The following is a 13,973-nucleotide window of genomic DNA, read 5'->3' on the forward strand; positions in this document are numbered from 1 at the left end:
GTTCGCGTCTAGCGAATCTTCGCGAAGGTTACGTCCCCTTCGTCTAGTGGCCTAGGACACCGCCCTTTCACGGCGGTAACAGGGGTTCGAGTCCCCTAGGGGACGCCATTTTTACCCGCGTTTTGCGGGACTTTAAAGGCTCATTCGCTTATTGAATGGGCCTTTTGTTTTTCTACCTCCCCACAAAAAGTAGTCACCGATAAGCGGTGTGCCTTTGCGCTTGCAAAAAATTATTACAGGCATAATATTTCGAGCATCATATTTTTCACGGTGAGTGGCGCAATGAGCGACAAGAAGACCAGGACCCGCGAACGAATCCTCAAGGCGGCGCGCAGTGCGTTGATCCAGCACGGTCCGGCTGAGCCCAGTGTCAGCCAGGTCATGGGTGCCGCCGGGCTTACCGTCGGTGGCTTCTATTCCCACTTCGAAAGCAAGGATGAGCTGATGCTCGAGGCGTTCCGCCAATTGCTCAGCGAGCGCAGGGCCTTGCTGGCGCAGGTCGATTCCAGCCTCGACGGCGCGGGTCGGCGAGCCCTGGTGAGTGCCTTCTACCTGTCGCGCAAGCACCGTGACGTCGAGGTGGATGCTTGCCCGCTGCCCAACGCACTGGGCGAGATGCAGCGCTTGCCAGAGGCCTTCCGCGAAGTGCTGGCCGAGCACATCGAGTTGATGACCGCGGCCATGGTCGATTGCCCCGAGGATGCCGACAAGGCCCTGGCCGACCTGGCCCTGATGATCGGCGGCCTGGCGCTGGCCCGTTCCCTGGGTGCAGGCGAGTTGTCCGACCGTATTCTGCGTGCCGCCAAGTCGGCGGTTATCTGAACCTGTGACCGGGAGCAAGGCGATGACTTCCTTGAGGTGGATTCGTGGCGTCAATGGCACCCTTGGCCATCTGGCCCCTGAACATGTTGCTGGCAAGATGCGCCGAGCCTTCATGACGCCGCGCAACCTTCCGCCCCGGGAGTGGGAGTTGCCCCTGCTGGCGAGTGCCGAGCGGATCACCTTGCGCTTCGGTTTGTCCGCCTTGCGCTGGGGGCAGGGGCCCACGGTATTGTTGATGCACGGTTGGGAAGGGCGCCCGACCCAGTTTGCCGCCTTGATCGACACGTTGGTGCAGGCAGGGCACACGGTGGTTTCGCTGGAAGGGCCGGGTCACGGTCGCTCCCCAGGGGAGCAGGCGAACGTGGTGCTGTTTGCCCGTGCATTGCTGGAGGCGGCAGCCGAATTGCCGCCCTTGAGCGCCGTGATCGGTCACTCCATGGGTGGCGCCAGTGTCATGCTGGCGCTGCAAATGGGGTTGCGCACCGATGCCGCGGTCAGCATCGCGGCTCCAGCGCGCATGCTTGGCGTCTTGCGCGGCTTCGCCAACCGCCTGGGCATGCCTGCGCGTGCCAGAGCGGCGTTCATTCGCCAGGTCGAACGGGACGTCGGTATCCAGGTCGCTCGACTGGATGTCAGTGGCTATCAATTGGAGGTGCCGGGTCTGGTGGTTCATGCCGCTGATGATGAGCTGGTGCCCGCTGGCGAAGCACATCTGATCCACAAGGCCTGGTTCGACAGCCGTCTGTTGCTGCCGGAAACCGGTGGCCACCAGCGCGTGCTGGCCGACCCGCGCCTGAGCCAGGCCGTGCTCGAATTGCTGGCCCGTGCCGGCGCGCCGGCCCGGCAAAGCGCCTGAACTTCCATTACACTCTGCCCCATCACTGACATCGGGAGCGGGCATGAGCTGGGACCTGGCAACGCCATTCATCATCGACCTGCGGGTCGGCAGCGAGGATATCGACGGCCTCGGTCACGCCAACAACGCGGTCTACGTCACCTGGCTCGAGCGTTGCGCCTGGCGCCACTCCCAGCGCCTGGGTCTGGACCTGGCGGAGTATCGGCGCCTGGACCGGGCCATGGCGGTAGTGCGGCATGAAATCGACTACCTCGCCGCCGCCTACGAGGATGACGAACTGCAGCTGGCGACCTGGATCATCGATTGGGACCAGCGCCTGCGCATGACCCGGCGCTTCCAGCTCAAGCGCCCGCGTGATGGCGTGACCCTGCTGCGCGCGCAGACCACCTTTGCCTGCATCGAGCTGTCCAGCGGCAAACCCAAGCGCATGCCGGCCGAGTTCATCGACGGTTACGCCCCGGCGCTGATCGGTGCCTGAACCGGCGTCGTTTTTTGTTAGACTGCCGGCTTTTCTCGCCGAGTCCCCGAAATGCAAATTGCCCTGGCCCCCATGGAGGGGCTGGTCGACAACATCCTGCGCGACGTCCTGACCCGAGTGGGCGGCATCGATTGGTGCGTCACCGAGTTCATCCGTGTGTGCGACCGCCTGCTGCCAGCCTCGTCGTTCGACAAGCTCGCACCTGAACTGCGCCAGGGTGCGCGCACTGCTGCCGGCGTGCCGATGCGCGTGCAACTGCTTGGGTCCGACCCCGTCTGCCTGGCCGAGAATGCGGCGCTGGCATGCGAGCTGGGGGCGCCCGTGATCGACCTGAACTTCGGCTGCCCGGCCAAGACCGTGAACAAGTCGCGTGGTGGGGCGGTGCTGCTCAAGGAGCCAGAGTTGCTGCACGCCATCGTGCGTGAAGTGCGGCGGGCGGTGCCAGCGCATATCCCGGTCACGTCGAAGATGCGCCTGGGCTTCGATAGCCCGGATGGGGCGCTGGAGTGCGCCACGGCGCTGGCCGAAGGCGGCTCGGCGCACCTGGTGGTGCATGCGCGAACCAAGGTCGAGGGCTACAAGCCTCCGGCGCACTGGGAGTGGGTGGCGCGGGTGCAGGACGTGGTCAAGGTGCCGGTGTTCGCCAATGGCGAGATCTGGACCGTCGACGACTGGCGGCGTTGCCGTGAGGTCAGCGGTGCCGAGGACATCATGCTCGGTCGCGGGCTGGTGTCGCGGCCGGACCTGGCCTTGCAGATCGCTGCCGCGCGAGACGGGCGAGACTATCAGCCGATGAGTTGGGAAGCGCTGTTGCCCTTGCTGCGCGAGTTCTGGCGCCAAGCCCAGGCCAAGTTGTCGCCGCGTTATGCGCCGGGGCGGATGAAGCAGTGGCTGGCGATGCTGACGCGCAGTTACCCCGAGGCGGTGGTGCTTTTTGCCGAGTTGCGCAGGGAAGATGACTGTGCGCGGATCAGCCGGTTGCTTGGGGTTGAGGTGCGGGCCTACGAGGAATGCGTGGCCTGAACCGGCCTCATCGCCGGCAAGCCGGCTCCCACAGGTACCCCGCTGCCCTCAGCCAATGTGTTGTACCTGTGGGAGCGGGCTTGTCCCGCGAAAGGGCCGGTGATTCCACTGCAAATTTTTTTGCCTGTCGCCCTTGAAAGCCATCTCCTGAACCCTATTTATTCAGTACGCGATGCCGAAGTCGGGTCGCGTAATGACTCACTTGCTGAATTTCAGGAGTTTATGACCATGACCAGCGCTTTCTCTCTCGCTCCACTGTTCCGCCATTCCGTTGGCTTCGACCGTTTCAACGACCTGTTCGAATCCGCGGCACGTAACGAGGCGGGTAGCAGCTACCCTCCCTACAACGTGGAAAAACATGGCGAAGACCACTATCGCATCGTGGTGGCCGCAGCCGGCTTCCAGGAGCAGGATCTCGACCTGCAGGTTGAAAAAGGCGTCCTGACCGTCATCGGCGGCAAGCGCGAAAACGGTGCCGGGGAAGTGACCTACCTGCACCAGGGCATTGCCCAGCGCGCTTTCAAGCTGTCGTTCCGCCTGGCTGACCATATCGAGGTCAAGTCCGCGGGTCTGGCCAACGGCCTGCTCAGCATCGACCTGCTGCGGATCGTGCCGGAAGAAGCCAAGGCCAAGCGCATCCCGATCAATGGCGACAAGCCAGCGCTGAACTGAGTTTGGCGTGATGAAAAAAAGGGCACCTTCGGGTGCCCTTTTTCGTTGTAGGAGCGGCCTTGTGTCGCGAAAGGGCTGCGCAGCAGCCCCAGCAAAACATGCCGCGACACCAAAAGCCGGGGCCGCGATGCGACCCTTTCGCGACACAAGGCCGCTCCTACAAATGCCGCATTATGTGCAGCGTTAGTAATCCGCCGGCGCCTCCAGCAGCATCTGCCTGAACTCCGGCAGCGGCAGCGGTCGGCTGTGCAGGTAGCCCTGGTACAGGTGGCAGCCCAACTGCTCCAGAAACTCCAGCTGCTCGGTCAATTCCACGCCTTCTGCGATTACCGCCAGGTCCAGGCTGCGCGCCATGGCCACGATGGCGCGGACGATCTCGGCGTCGTTTGGGTCTTCCGGGGCATCACGGACGAAGGTCTGGTCGATTTTCAAGGCGTCCACCGGCAAGCGTTTGAGGTAGGTGAGCGATGAATAGCCGGTACCGAAGTCATCCATGGCGAAGCTCACCCCATAGCGCTTGAGCTCGCGCATCTTGCTGATGGTGTCTTCCAGGTTCTGGATCACGATGCCTTCGGTGATCTCCAGCTTGAGCATGTGCCGCGGCAGGCGGTAATCGTCCAGGCTGCGCAACACCCGTTCGACGAAGTCGTTCTGGCGGAACTGCCGTGGGCTGATGTTCACGCACAGGCTGAAATCATCGGCATCGATCAGCCCGTCTTCCAGCATGCGGGCGCAGGCATCGCAGGCTTCGTCGAGTATCCAGCTGCCAACTTCGAGGATCAGGCCGCTTTCTTCCAGTACCTGAATGAACTCGGCAGGCGGTTGCTGGCCCAGTTGCGGGTGGTGCCAGCGCAGCAGCACTTCGGCGCCGACGATACGGTTGTCGCGGGCGTCCACCTGGGGTTGGAAGTGCAGGGCCAGTTCGCCGCGGGCCAACGCCAGGCGCAGGTCGCTTTCCATGCGCAGGCGCTCGCTGGCGGCCTTTTGCATGGTGGTGTGGAACAGCTGGGTGGTGTTGCGCCCCGAGTCCTTGGCCCGGTACAAGGCGATGTCGGCGCGCTTCAGCAAGTCGGCCGGGGTGGCGCCGTGGTCGGGGATCAGCGCCACGCCAATGCTCGGCGTTACCTGCAGGCGCTGGCCGTCCAGCGACATGGGTTCGGCCAGCAGTTCGCGCAGGGTATCGGCCAGCTCGCGAACCTTGATCTCGACCGTTTCGCGACTGCCCTCCAGGCCGCTCAGCAGCACCACGAACTCGTCACCGCCCAGCCGCGCCACGGTGTCTTCCAGGCGCACGCTGGCTTCCAGGCGCGCGGTGATGATCTTCAGCACCGTGTCGCCCACCGGGTGCCCGAGTGAATCGTTGATGTGCTTGAAGTGGTCCAGGTCGAGGAACAGCAGGGCACCGCGCAGGTTATGGCGGCGCAACAGGGCGATCTGCTGGCTAAGGCGGTCCATCAGCAGGGCGCGGTTGGGCAGGTTGGTCAGCGGGTCGTGGTAGGCCAGGTGGCGAATCTGCGCCTGGGCGTTCTTCAGCTGGCTGACGTCGCGGGCGGTGAGCAGCAGGCAGTCGACCTCGTTGAGGCTGATCGGCTCCACTGACACTTCCACGGTAAGGATGTCGCCGCGCTTGTTGCGCCCGAGCATCTCCCGGTGGTGTACCCGGCCACGTTCCTTGAGTTCGGCGAGCAAGGCGCTGCGCTGCTTGTCGTCAGCCCAGATACCCAGTTCGAAGACGCTGCGGCCCACCACTTCGGCGCTGCTGTAGCCGGTCAGCCGGCAGAAACCGTCGTTGACTTCCACATAGCGGCCGCTGTGGCGCTCGGTGATGGTGATGGCGTCGGGGCTGGAGTGAAAGGCCTTGGCGAATTTCTCCTCGCTCGACTTCAGGGCAGCTTCCGCCCGTTGCTGCTGGGTGATGTCGCGCAAGGTGGTGACGCTGCAGGGCTGGTCGTCGACGCTGATCAGCCGGCTGGCGATCACGCAGGTCAAGGCGGAGCCGTCGCGATGGTTGACCACCACGCCCACGTTGCTTAGCGCCTGCTCGCGGATGACCCGCTCGATGCGCCTGGCGCGTTCGATGGACTCGGCCCACAGGCCAATTTCCTCGGCGGTGCGGCCGATCACCTGCTCGGCGCTCCAGCCGAACGTCTGGGTGAATGCCGGGTTGATCTCGATGAACTGCCCGGTGTCCTGGCGGGTCACGCAGATCGGATCGGGGCTGACCTGGAACAGGCTGGCGAACTTCTCTTCCGAGGCACTCAGGCGCAGTTCGCGCTCCACCTGTTCGGTGATGTCGAGCAGGGTGCCGGCCATGCGCAGCGGGTTGCCCTGTTCATCGCGGTAGAGGCGGGCACGGCTCTCGATGTAACGCGAAGCGCCGTTTTCCAGCTGTACGCGGTAGGTGATCTGGTAGTTGCCGGCCGGGCCTTCGCGCAGGCTGCGGTAAGCCTGGCGCATCGCATCGCGCTCGTCGTTCGGCACCCCTTCGAAGAACGCGTCGAAGGATTCATGGAAGGGGATCGGGTCAAGGCCGTGCAATTGCGCAGCCCGCGCCGAGCCATAGAGCATGCCGCTGGGTATGTGCCAATCCCAGGTGCCCAGTTGCGCCGAGTCCAGGGCCAGGTCCAGGCGTTCCTGGCTGTCCTTGAGCGCCTGCTCGGCGCGCTTGCGCTCGGAGGTGTCGACGAAGGTGCTGAGCAGGAAGGTCACGCCTTCCAGTTCGATGCCCTGGGTGCAGAGGATGCCGTCGTGCAGCTTGCCGTTGCTGGCGCGAAACTGCACCTCCATGCTCAGCGGGCCGCCACTGGGGCGGGTCGATTCCAGTATCTGCTGACGCTGCTCGGGGTGCACCCACAGCCCCAGCTCCAGGCTGGTCTTGCCGATTACATGGCTGCCGGGCCAGCCGAACATGTCTTCGAAGTGCTGGTTCACTTCGAAGATCATACCGTCTTGGCGGCGGGTCAGCAGAATGGCGTTGGGGCTCAGGTGAAACAGGGTGGCGAAGCGCTTTTCCGAGTTGATCAGCGCGGTTTCCCGTTCGCGTTGGCGGGTGATTTCGCGGATTACCCCGATCATCTGGCGCCGGCCGTGGCGGTCGTGGGTCAGGCTGCCGTTGATTTCCAGCCAGTGCAGGCTGCCATCCGGCCAGCGGATGCGGTGGCGCATCGTCCGCTCCACCGGTTCGCCATTGACCACGGCTTGAAACAGTTGGCGGGTGCGGGCACGGTCCTCTTCGGGCAGCAGGTCGAGGTAATCGATGGCATTGGGCAATGGCCGCTGAGGATCGAACCCGAACAAGGCCTGGGTGCCGCGAGACCAGCTGACCCGGCCGGATTCGATATCCCATAGCCAGGCACCCAGGCGCGCAGCATTGAGCGCAGCCAGCAGCTGTGGCGCGTTCTGCCAGGCCTGCTCGGATTCCTGAGGGTCGGCCGCTGGGATACGCGGCAGGCGCGGAAAGCGGTTTGCTGATTTGGGCATTGGGTACCAGACCTTTGGCGTTTGACGCGTCCTTGAGTTGGAAATGCCGAGCTAACGACCGGTCAGGCGGAACCTGCGTGGCTGTCGAGCAAGGCCATGAAGGCCCTGGCCGCATTCGATAGCGTTCGCTCCGTGTGCAGAATGTAGCCTAGCTGGCGTGACAGCTGTATGCCGGGTAAAGCGATGGGTGCAACCTGATCGTCCAGCATGGTGCGCGGGAGCACGCTCCAGGCCAGGCCGATGGAAACCATCATCTTGATGGTTTCCAGGTAGTTGGTGCTCATGGCGATGTTCGGCGTCAATCCTTGGCTTTCGAAGAGGCGCTGGACGATATGGTGGGTGAAGGTATTGCCCCCGGGAAACACCGCCGGGTGGCGCGCCACGTCGGCCAGGCTGACCCGCTGGTTGCTGGCCAGCGGGTGTTCGGGGGCGGCGACGAAATCCAGGGCGTCGTCCCATACCGGCACTGCCTTGACCAGGTGATGGGGCTCGGGAGCGAGGGTTATGACGGCAATTTCGGCGCGGCCATGGAGGATTTCGTCGTAGGCCGCTTCCGAATCTAGGAACTGAATATCCAACGCCACTGCGGGATGCTGCCGGGTAAACGCCCGTAACAACGGGGGCAAGCGGTGCAGGCCGATGTGATGGCTGGTGGCCAGGGTCAGGCGGCCACCCACTTCACCGGTCAAATTGGTCAGAGCACGTCGAGTATCATCGAGGACGTTGAGGATCTGATAGGCGCGGGGCAGCAGTGCCCGGCCAGCTTCGGTCAGGGTCACTTCGCGGCCCAGGCGATCGAACAGGCGTACATCCAGTTGCTGCTCCAGCCCTGCGATGCGTTTACTGATGGCGGGTTGGGTCAGGAACAGGCGTTCGGCGGCTCCAGAAAAACTGCCGGTTTCGGCGATGGCAATAAAAGCGCTGAGGTTGGCCAGGTCCACGGTGTCGAATTCCTGTTAGTTATCCAAAGCATAAAAATTATGAATTTGAGTTATTCAATGTATAGCCCTAGGATCGACCGTACAAGCCAAGGGGTCTTTGGCATAGAAAGACGCTGATGAGGAACAGTCTGATGGCTGGCAAAACGCTCTACGATAAACTCTGGGAAACTCATGAGGTCAAGCGCCGTGATGACGGCTCGTCCTTGATCTACATCGACCGTCATATCATTCACGAAGTGACCTCGCCCCAGGCTTTCGAAGGCCTGCGTCTGGCCAACCGCCAGCCATGGCGCATCGACGCCAACATCGCCACGCCCGACCATAACGTGCCGACCACGCCGGAGCGCAAGGGCGGTATCGAGGCCATCGTCGACCAGGTGTCGCGCCTGCAGGTGCAGACCCTTGATGAAAACTGTGACGAATATGGCATCGTCGAATTCAAGATGAATGACGTGCGCCAGGGCATCGTCCATGTCATCAGCCCGGAGCAGGGCGCTACCTTGCCAGGCATGACCGTGGTCTGCGGCGATTCGCACACCTCCACCCACGGCGCCTTCGGTGCCTTGGCCCACGGCATCGGCACGTCCGAGGTCGAGCACGTGCTCGCCACCCAGTGCCTGGTCGCCAAGAAGATGAAGAACATGCTGGTGCGCGTCGAAGGCCAATTGCCAGCCGGTGTCACCGCCAAGGACATCGTCCTCGCCGTGATCGGCAAGATCGGCACCGCCGGTGGCAACGGCCACGCCATGGAATTCGCCGGCAGCGCCATTCGCGAGTTGTCGATGGAAGGCCGCATGACCATCTGCAACATGTCCATCGAAGCCGGTGCCCGCGTCGGCCTGGTGGCGGTCGACGACACCACCATCGCCTATGTCGAAGGCCGCCCCTACGCGCCCAAGGGCGAGCAGTGGAAACAGGCAGCCCAGGACTGGAAAAGCCTGGTTTCGGACGCCGACGCGGTGTTCGACACCGTGGTCGAACTGGATGCCGCGCAGATCAAGCCGCAAGTCAGCTGGGGCACGTCGCCCGAGATGGTCCTCGCTGTCGACCAGCGCGTGCCGGACCCGGCTGCCGAACCCGACCTGATCAAGCGTGGCTCGATCGAGCGCGCCCTCAAGTACATGGGCCTTTCCGCCAACCAGGCGATCACCGATATCAAGCTCGACCGCGTGTTCATCGGTTCGTGCACCAATTCGCGCATCGAAGACCTGCGCGCTGCCGCCGAAATCGCCAAGGGCCGCAAGGTCGCGGCCAACGTCAAGCAGGCGTTGGTGGTGCCGGGCTCTGGCCTGGTCAAGGCCCAGGCCGAACGCGAAGGGCTGGACAAGATCTTCCTCGAAGCCGGTTTCGAATGGCGTGAGCCGGGTTGCTCGATGTGCCTGGCCATGAACCCGGACCGCCTGGAAAGCGGCGAGCACTGCGCGTCCACTTCCAACCGCAACTTCGAAGGCCGTCAGGGCGCCGGTGGCCGTACTCACCTGGTCAGCCCAGCCATGGCCGCCGCCGCCGCGGTAACCGGCCACTTCATCGATGTCCGCGAGTTGATCCAAGGGAGCGCAGCATGAAAGCCTTTACCCAGCACACTGGCCTCGTCGCGCCGTTGGACCGTGCCAACGTCGACACCGACCAAATCATCCCCAAGCAATTCCTCAAGTCGATCAAGCGCACCGGCTTCGGCCCGAACCTGTTCGACGAATGGCGTTACCTGGATGTGGGCCAGCCCTACCAGGACAACAGCAAGCGCCCGTTGAACGAGGAATTCGTGCTCAACCACGCGCGCTACCAGGGTGCCAGCGTGCTGTTGGCACGGGAGAACTTCGGCTGTGGTTCGAGCCGCGAGCACGCACCATGGGCGCTGGACGAGTACGGCTTCCGTAGCGTGATCGCGCCGAGCTTCGCCGATATCTTCTTCAACAACAGCTTCAAGAACGGCCTGCTGCCGATCATCCTCAGCGATGAGGAAGTCGACGAGTTGTTCAAGCAGGTCGAAGCCAACCCGGGCTACCAGCTGACCATCGACCTGCAGGCGCAGGCGGTGACCCGCCCGGATGGCAAGGTGCTGCACTTCGAGATCGACGCGTTCCGCAAGCACTGCCTGCTCAATGGCTTCGACGACATTGGCCTGACCTTGCAGGACAGCGATGCGATCAAGGCCTTCGAGCAGAAGCACCGTGCCGGGCAGCCTTGGCTGTTTCGGGATGCCTGAGTGATGTAGTTGGGTTTGCTGGCCTCATCGCCGGCAAGCCGGCTCCCACAAGTTCTGCACAGGCCTTTGAGGCTGCGCGATCTCTGTGGGAGCCGGCTTGCCGGCGATAGCGGCCGTACAAGCAACCCGAAACCAGAAGGAACACCCCATGACCAGCACCACCCACACCGATGTGGTCCAACGCCAGTTCGGCGAGCAGGCCAGTGCCTACCTCAGCAGCGCCGTGCACGCCGAGGGCCGCGAATTCGCCCTGCTGCAGGGCGAGCTGGCAGGGCAGGGCAGCGCCCGCGTGCTGGACCTGGGCTGTGGTGCCGGTCACGTCAGCTTCCACGTCGCACCGCTGGTTGCCGAAGTGGTCGCCTACGACCTGTCGCAAGCGATGCTCGACGTGGTCGCCAGCGCCGCTGCCGAGCGTGGCCTGGGCAACATTCGCACCGAACGTGGAGTCGCTGAACGCCTGCCGTTCGCCGACGCTTCGTTCGATTTCGTTTTCAGCCGCTACTCGGCGCACCACTGGAGCGACCTGGGCCTGGCCCTGCGCGAGGTGCGCCGGGTGCTCAAGCCGGGTGGCGTGGCGGCGTTCATCGACGTGATGTCGCCGGGCAGCCCGTTGCTCGACACGTACCTGCAGACCGTTGAAGTGCTGCGCGATACCAGCCACGTACGCGATTACTCTGCCGCCGAGTGGCAGCGCCAGGTCAGCGAGGCGGGCCTGCATGTGCGCAGTCAGAGCCGTCAGCCGTTGCGCCTGGAATTCACCAGCTGGGTCGAGCGCATGCGCACCCCTGAACCCATGCGCACGGCCATCCGCCAGTTGCAGCAGGCCATGGGCGAGGAAGTGCGCCAGTATTACCAGATCGAAGACGATGGCTCGTTCAGCACCGATGTGCTGGTGTTGTGGGCCGAGCGCTGAGTATATTTCGGCGTGGCCAGCAGGGCCGCGCCGCTTGAATGGATAGAGGAAAGCATGAGCAAGCAGATTCTGATTCTCCCAGGTGATGGTATTGGCCCGGAAATCATGGCCGAAGCGGTCAAGGTGCTGGAGCTGGCCAACGACAAGTTCCAGCTCGGCTTCAACCTTGAGCACGATGTGATCGGCGGCGCTGCCATCGACAAGCACGGCGTGCCCCTGGCCGACGAAACCCTGGAGCGTGCGCGCAAGGCCGATGCCGTGCTGCTGGGCGCCGTCGGTGGCCCGAAATGGGACAAGATCGAGCGTGACATCCGCCCGGAGCGCGGCCTGCTGAAGATCCGTTCGCAATTGGGCCTGTTCGCCAACCTGCGCCCGGCCATCCTCTACCCGCAACTGGCCGATGCCTCCTCGCTGAAGCCGGAAATCGTCTCGGGCCTGGATATCCTCATCGTCCGCGAGCTGACCGGCGGCATCTACTTCGGTGCGCCACGCGGCCAGCGTGAACTCGAAGGTGGCGAGCGCCAGGCCTACGACACCCTGCCTTACAGCGAAAGCGAAGTGCGCCGCATCGCCCGTGTCGGCTTCGACATGGCCCGTGTGCGCGGCAAGAAGCTGTGCTCGGTGGACAAGGCCAACGTGCTCGCTTCCAGTCAGTTGTGGCGTGAAGTGGTCGAAGCCGTGGCCAAGGACTACCCGGATGTTGAACTCAGCCACATGTACGTCGACAACGCCGCCATGCAGCTGGTACGTGCACCCAAGCAGTTCGACGTGGTGGTGACCGACAACATGTTCGGTGACATTCTGTCGGATGAAGCTTCCATGCTCACCGGTTCCATCGGCATGCTGCCTTCGGCGTCGCTGGATGCCAACAACAAGGGCATGTACGAGCCTTGCCACGGTTCGGCGCCGGACATCGCCGGACAGGGTATCGCCAACCCGTTGGCGACCATCCTGTCGGTGTCGATGATGCTGCGTTACAGCTTCAACCAGCACGCCGCGGCCGAAGCCATCGAGCAGGCGGTGAGCCTGGTGCTGGACCAGGGCCTGCGCACCGGTGACATCTGGTCGGCAGGCTGCAGCAAAGTTGGCACGCAGGAAATGGGCGACGCAGTAGTCGCAGCGCTGCGGAATCTGTAATCTCTCTGGCCCGCTACCGTTTTTGGTCGGTGGCGGCCCACTTTTAGCAAAGGTGTAGTTGCGATGAAACGTGTAGGTCTGATCGGTTGGCGCGGTATGGTCGGTTCCGTGCTCATGCAGCGGATGCTGGAGGAGCAGGACTTCGACCTTATCGAGCCGGTGTTCTTCACCACCTCCAATGTCGGTGGCCAGGGTCCGAACGTGGGCAAGGATATTGCTCCGCTCAAGGACGCTTATTCGATCGAAGAGCTCAAGACCCTCGACGTGATCCTGACCTGTCAGGGCGGCGACTACACCAACGAGGTCTTCCCCAAGCTGCGTGAAGCGGGCTGGCAGGGCTACTGGATCGACGCCGCCTCGTCGCTGCGCATGCAGGATGACGCGGTGATCGTGCTGGACCCGGTCAACCGCAAGGTGATCGACCAGCAGCTCGATGCCGGTACCAAGAACTACATCGGCGGCAACTGCACCGTCAGCCTGATGCTGATGGGCCTGGGTGGCCTGTTCGAAGCGGGTCTGGTCGAGTGGATGAGCGCCATGACCTACCAGGCGGCATCCGGTGCTGGCGCGCAGAACATGCGTGAGCTGATCAAGCAGATGGGCGGCATCCACGCCGCTGTCGCCGATGATCTGGCCAACCCGGCCAGCGCCATCCTCGACATCGACCGCAAGGTTGCCGAAGCCATGCGTGGCGAAGCGTTCCCGACCGAGAACTTCGGCGTGCCGCTGGCCGGCAGCCTGATTCCGTGGATCGACAAGGAACTGCCGAACGGGCAGAGCCGTGAAGAGTGGAAGGCCCAGGCCGAGACCAACAAGATCCTCGGTCGCTTCAAGAGCCCGATCCCGGTCGATGGTATCTGCGTGCGCATCGGCGCCATGCGCTGCCACAGCCAGGCGCTGACCATCAAGCTGAACAAGGATGTGCCACTGGCCGACATCGAAGGCATGATCAGCCAGCACAACCCTTGGGTGAAACTGGTGCCGAACCAGCGCGAAATCAGCATGCAGGAGCTGGCGCCGACCAAGGTGACCGGTACCCTGAATATCCCGGTGGGCCGTCTGCGCAAGTTGAACATGGGCTCCCAGTACCTGGGGGCGTTCACCGTTGGCGATCAGCTGCTGTGGGGTGCTGCCGAGCCGCTGCGCCGTATGCTGCGGATTCTGCTGGAGCGTTGATCGTTCTGGTCTGACCGAAAACCCGCGCTGGTGACAGTGCGGGTTTTTTTATTCTTTGCTCTTGCTCTTGCTCTTGCTCTTGCTCTTGCTCTTGCTCTTGCTCTTGCTCTTGCTCTTGCTCTTGCTCTTGCTCTTGCTCTTGCTCTTGCTTCTAAGTGCGCGGTAGTTCAGGCACCGCCAATTGCGACTTCAGGAGGCCGAGCGGAGGTCTTGCGGAGGGAGGTGACGGGCATGGATGCCCGTCAAGCGCTGGGCCCCAGGATGGGGCC

At 63.3% G+C, this 13,973-nt stretch carries 12 protein-coding genes and 1 tRNA gene; 11 read left to right on the forward strand and 2 right to left on the reverse strand.

Annotated elements, in window-relative coordinates; all coding sequences use genetic code 11:
• The first annotated feature begins 32 nt into the window (after nucleotides 1-32).
• From ACIPZG_RS24065 to ACIPZG_RS24090, 6 genes are all read left to right on the forward strand, one after another.
• Nucleotides 33-108: transfer RNA gene (locus tag ACIPZG_RS24065), tRNA-Glu, on the forward strand.
• 174 nt (nucleotides 109-282) lie between these two features.
• On the forward strand, nucleotides 283-822 hold the full coding sequence (locus ACIPZG_RS24070) for a TetR/AcrR family transcriptional regulator (protein ID WP_400717521.1): 540 nt from the start codon (nucleotides 283-285) through the stop codon (nucleotides 820-822).
• A 22-nt stretch (nucleotides 823-844) separates the two neighbouring features.
• On the forward strand, nucleotides 845-1,678 hold the full coding sequence (locus ACIPZG_RS24075; protein ID WP_400717523.1) for an alpha/beta fold hydrolase: 834 nt from the start codon (nucleotides 845-847) through the stop codon (nucleotides 1,676-1,678).
• 43 nt (nucleotides 1,679-1,721) lie between these two features.
• Nucleotides 1,722-2,156: a thioesterase family protein gene (locus ACIPZG_RS24080; protein WP_008100296.1), complete on the forward strand. Its 435-nt coding sequence runs from the start codon at nucleotides 1,722-1,724 to the stop codon at nucleotides 2,154-2,156.
• A 51-nt stretch (nucleotides 2,157-2,207) separates the two neighbouring features.
• Nucleotides 2,208-3,179, forward strand: a complete 972-nt coding sequence (locus ACIPZG_RS24085) for a tRNA-dihydrouridine synthase (RefSeq protein ID WP_008100298.1) — start codon at nucleotides 2,208-2,210, stop codon at nucleotides 3,177-3,179.
• 228 nt (nucleotides 3,180-3,407) lie between these two features.
• The gene (locus tag ACIPZG_RS24090) at nucleotides 3,408-3,851 is read left to right on the forward strand and encodes an Hsp20 family protein (protein WP_008100299.1); all 444 of its coding nucleotides are present in this window, start codon (nucleotides 3,408-3,410) and stop codon (nucleotides 3,849-3,851) included.
• Nucleotides 3,852-4,034: 183 nt separating this feature from the next.
• Here the strand turns inward: ACIPZG_RS24090 and ACIPZG_RS24095 are convergent, their stop codons facing one another.
• Nucleotides 4,035-7,331 (reverse strand): PAS domain S-box protein, encoded by a 3,297-nt coding sequence (locus ACIPZG_RS24095; RefSeq protein ID WP_400717526.1) that lies wholly within the window; start codon nucleotides 7,329-7,331, stop codon nucleotides 4,035-4,037.
• Nucleotides 7,332-7,393: 62 nt separating this feature from the next.
• Nucleotides 7,394-8,272: a LysR family transcriptional regulator gene (locus tag ACIPZG_RS24100; RefSeq protein WP_400717528.1), complete on the reverse strand. Its 879-nt coding sequence runs from the start codon at nucleotides 8,270-8,272 to the stop codon at nucleotides 7,394-7,396.
• 131 nt (nucleotides 8,273-8,403) lie between these two features.
• On the opposite strand from ACIPZG_RS24100, the gene leuC reads away from it, so the two are divergent.
• From leuC to asd, 5 genes are all read left to right on the forward strand, one after another.
• The gene (leuC, locus tag ACIPZG_RS24105) at nucleotides 8,404-9,837 is read left to right on the forward strand and encodes a 3-isopropylmalate dehydratase large subunit (protein ID WP_400717531.1); all 1,434 of its coding nucleotides are present in this window, start codon (nucleotides 8,404-8,406) and stop codon (nucleotides 9,835-9,837) included.
• Nucleotides 9,834-10,478 carry a 3-isopropylmalate dehydratase small subunit gene (leuD, locus tag ACIPZG_RS24110; RefSeq protein WP_008100308.1) on the forward strand — a complete coding sequence of 215 codons (645 nt, stop codon included), beginning with the start codon at nucleotides 9,834-9,836 and terminating at the stop codon, nucleotides 10,476-10,478. Before leuC ends, leuD begins: the two co-directional genes overlap by 4 nt.
• A gap of 148 nt (nucleotides 10,479-10,626) precedes the next feature.
• The gene (locus tag ACIPZG_RS24115; protein WP_400717533.1) at nucleotides 10,627-11,391 is read left to right on the forward strand and encodes a class I SAM-dependent methyltransferase; all 765 of its coding nucleotides are present in this window, start codon (nucleotides 10,627-10,629) and stop codon (nucleotides 11,389-11,391) included.
• A 54-nt stretch (nucleotides 11,392-11,445) separates the two neighbouring features.
• Nucleotides 11,446-12,528, forward strand: a complete 1,083-nt coding sequence (gene leuB / locus ACIPZG_RS24120) for a 3-isopropylmalate dehydrogenase (RefSeq protein ID WP_400717535.1) — start codon at nucleotides 11,446-11,448, stop codon at nucleotides 12,526-12,528.
• Nucleotides 12,529-12,591: 63 nt separating this feature from the next.
• Complete coding sequence (gene asd / locus ACIPZG_RS24125) at nucleotides 12,592-13,704, forward strand: aspartate-semialdehyde dehydrogenase (RefSeq protein ID WP_008101210.1); 1,113 nt, start codon at nucleotides 12,592-12,594, stop codon at nucleotides 13,702-13,704.
• The last annotated feature ends 269 nt before the right edge of the window (nucleotides 13,705-13,973 follow it).

Origin of the sequence: Pseudomonas sp. NPDC089395, from assembly GCF_044749525.1 — a bacterium.
GTDB lineage: Bacteria > Pseudomonadota > Gammaproteobacteria > Pseudomonadales > Pseudomonadaceae > Aquipseudomonas.

Excerpts from the sequence above, each read along its gene's own strand:
- leuD (WP_008100308.1), top strand. The coding sequence starts at position 9,834 with ATGAAAGCCTTTACCCAGCACACTGGCCTCGTCGCGCCGTTGGACCGT.
- ACIPZG_RS24080 (WP_008100296.1), top strand. The coding sequence starts at position 1,722 with ATGAGCTGGGACCTGGCAACGCCATTCATCATCGACCTGCGGGTCGGC.
- ACIPZG_RS24070 (WP_400717521.1), top strand. The coding sequence starts at position 283 with ATGAGCGACAAGAAGACCAGGACCCGCGAACGAATCCTCAAGGCGGCG.
- ACIPZG_RS24075 (WP_400717523.1), top strand. The coding sequence starts at position 845 with ATGACTTCCTTGAGGTGGATTCGTGGCGTCAATGGCACCCTTGGCCAT.
- leuB (WP_400717535.1), top strand. The coding sequence starts at position 11,446 with ATGAGCAAGCAGATTCTGATTCTCCCAGGTGATGGTATTGGCCCGGAA.
- asd (WP_008101210.1), top strand. The coding sequence starts at position 12,592 with ATGAAACGTGTAGGTCTGATCGGTTGGCGCGGTATGGTCGGTTCCGTG.
- leuC (WP_400717531.1), top strand. The coding sequence starts at position 8,404 with ATGGCTGGCAAAACGCTCTACGATAAACTCTGGGAAACTCATGAGGTC.
- ACIPZG_RS24085 (WP_008100298.1), top strand. The coding sequence starts at position 2,208 with ATGCAAATTGCCCTGGCCCCCATGGAGGGGCTGGTCGACAACATCCTG.
- ACIPZG_RS24095 (WP_400717526.1), bottom strand. The coding sequence starts at position 7,331 with ATGCCCAAATCAGCAAACCGCTTTCCGCGCCTGCCGCGTATCCCAGCG.
- ACIPZG_RS24090 (WP_008100299.1), top strand. The coding sequence starts at position 3,408 with ATGACCAGCGCTTTCTCTCTCGCTCCACTGTTCCGCCATTCCGTTGGC.
- ACIPZG_RS24115 (WP_400717533.1), top strand. The coding sequence starts at position 10,627 with ATGACCAGCACCACCCACACCGATGTGGTCCAACGCCAGTTCGGCGAG.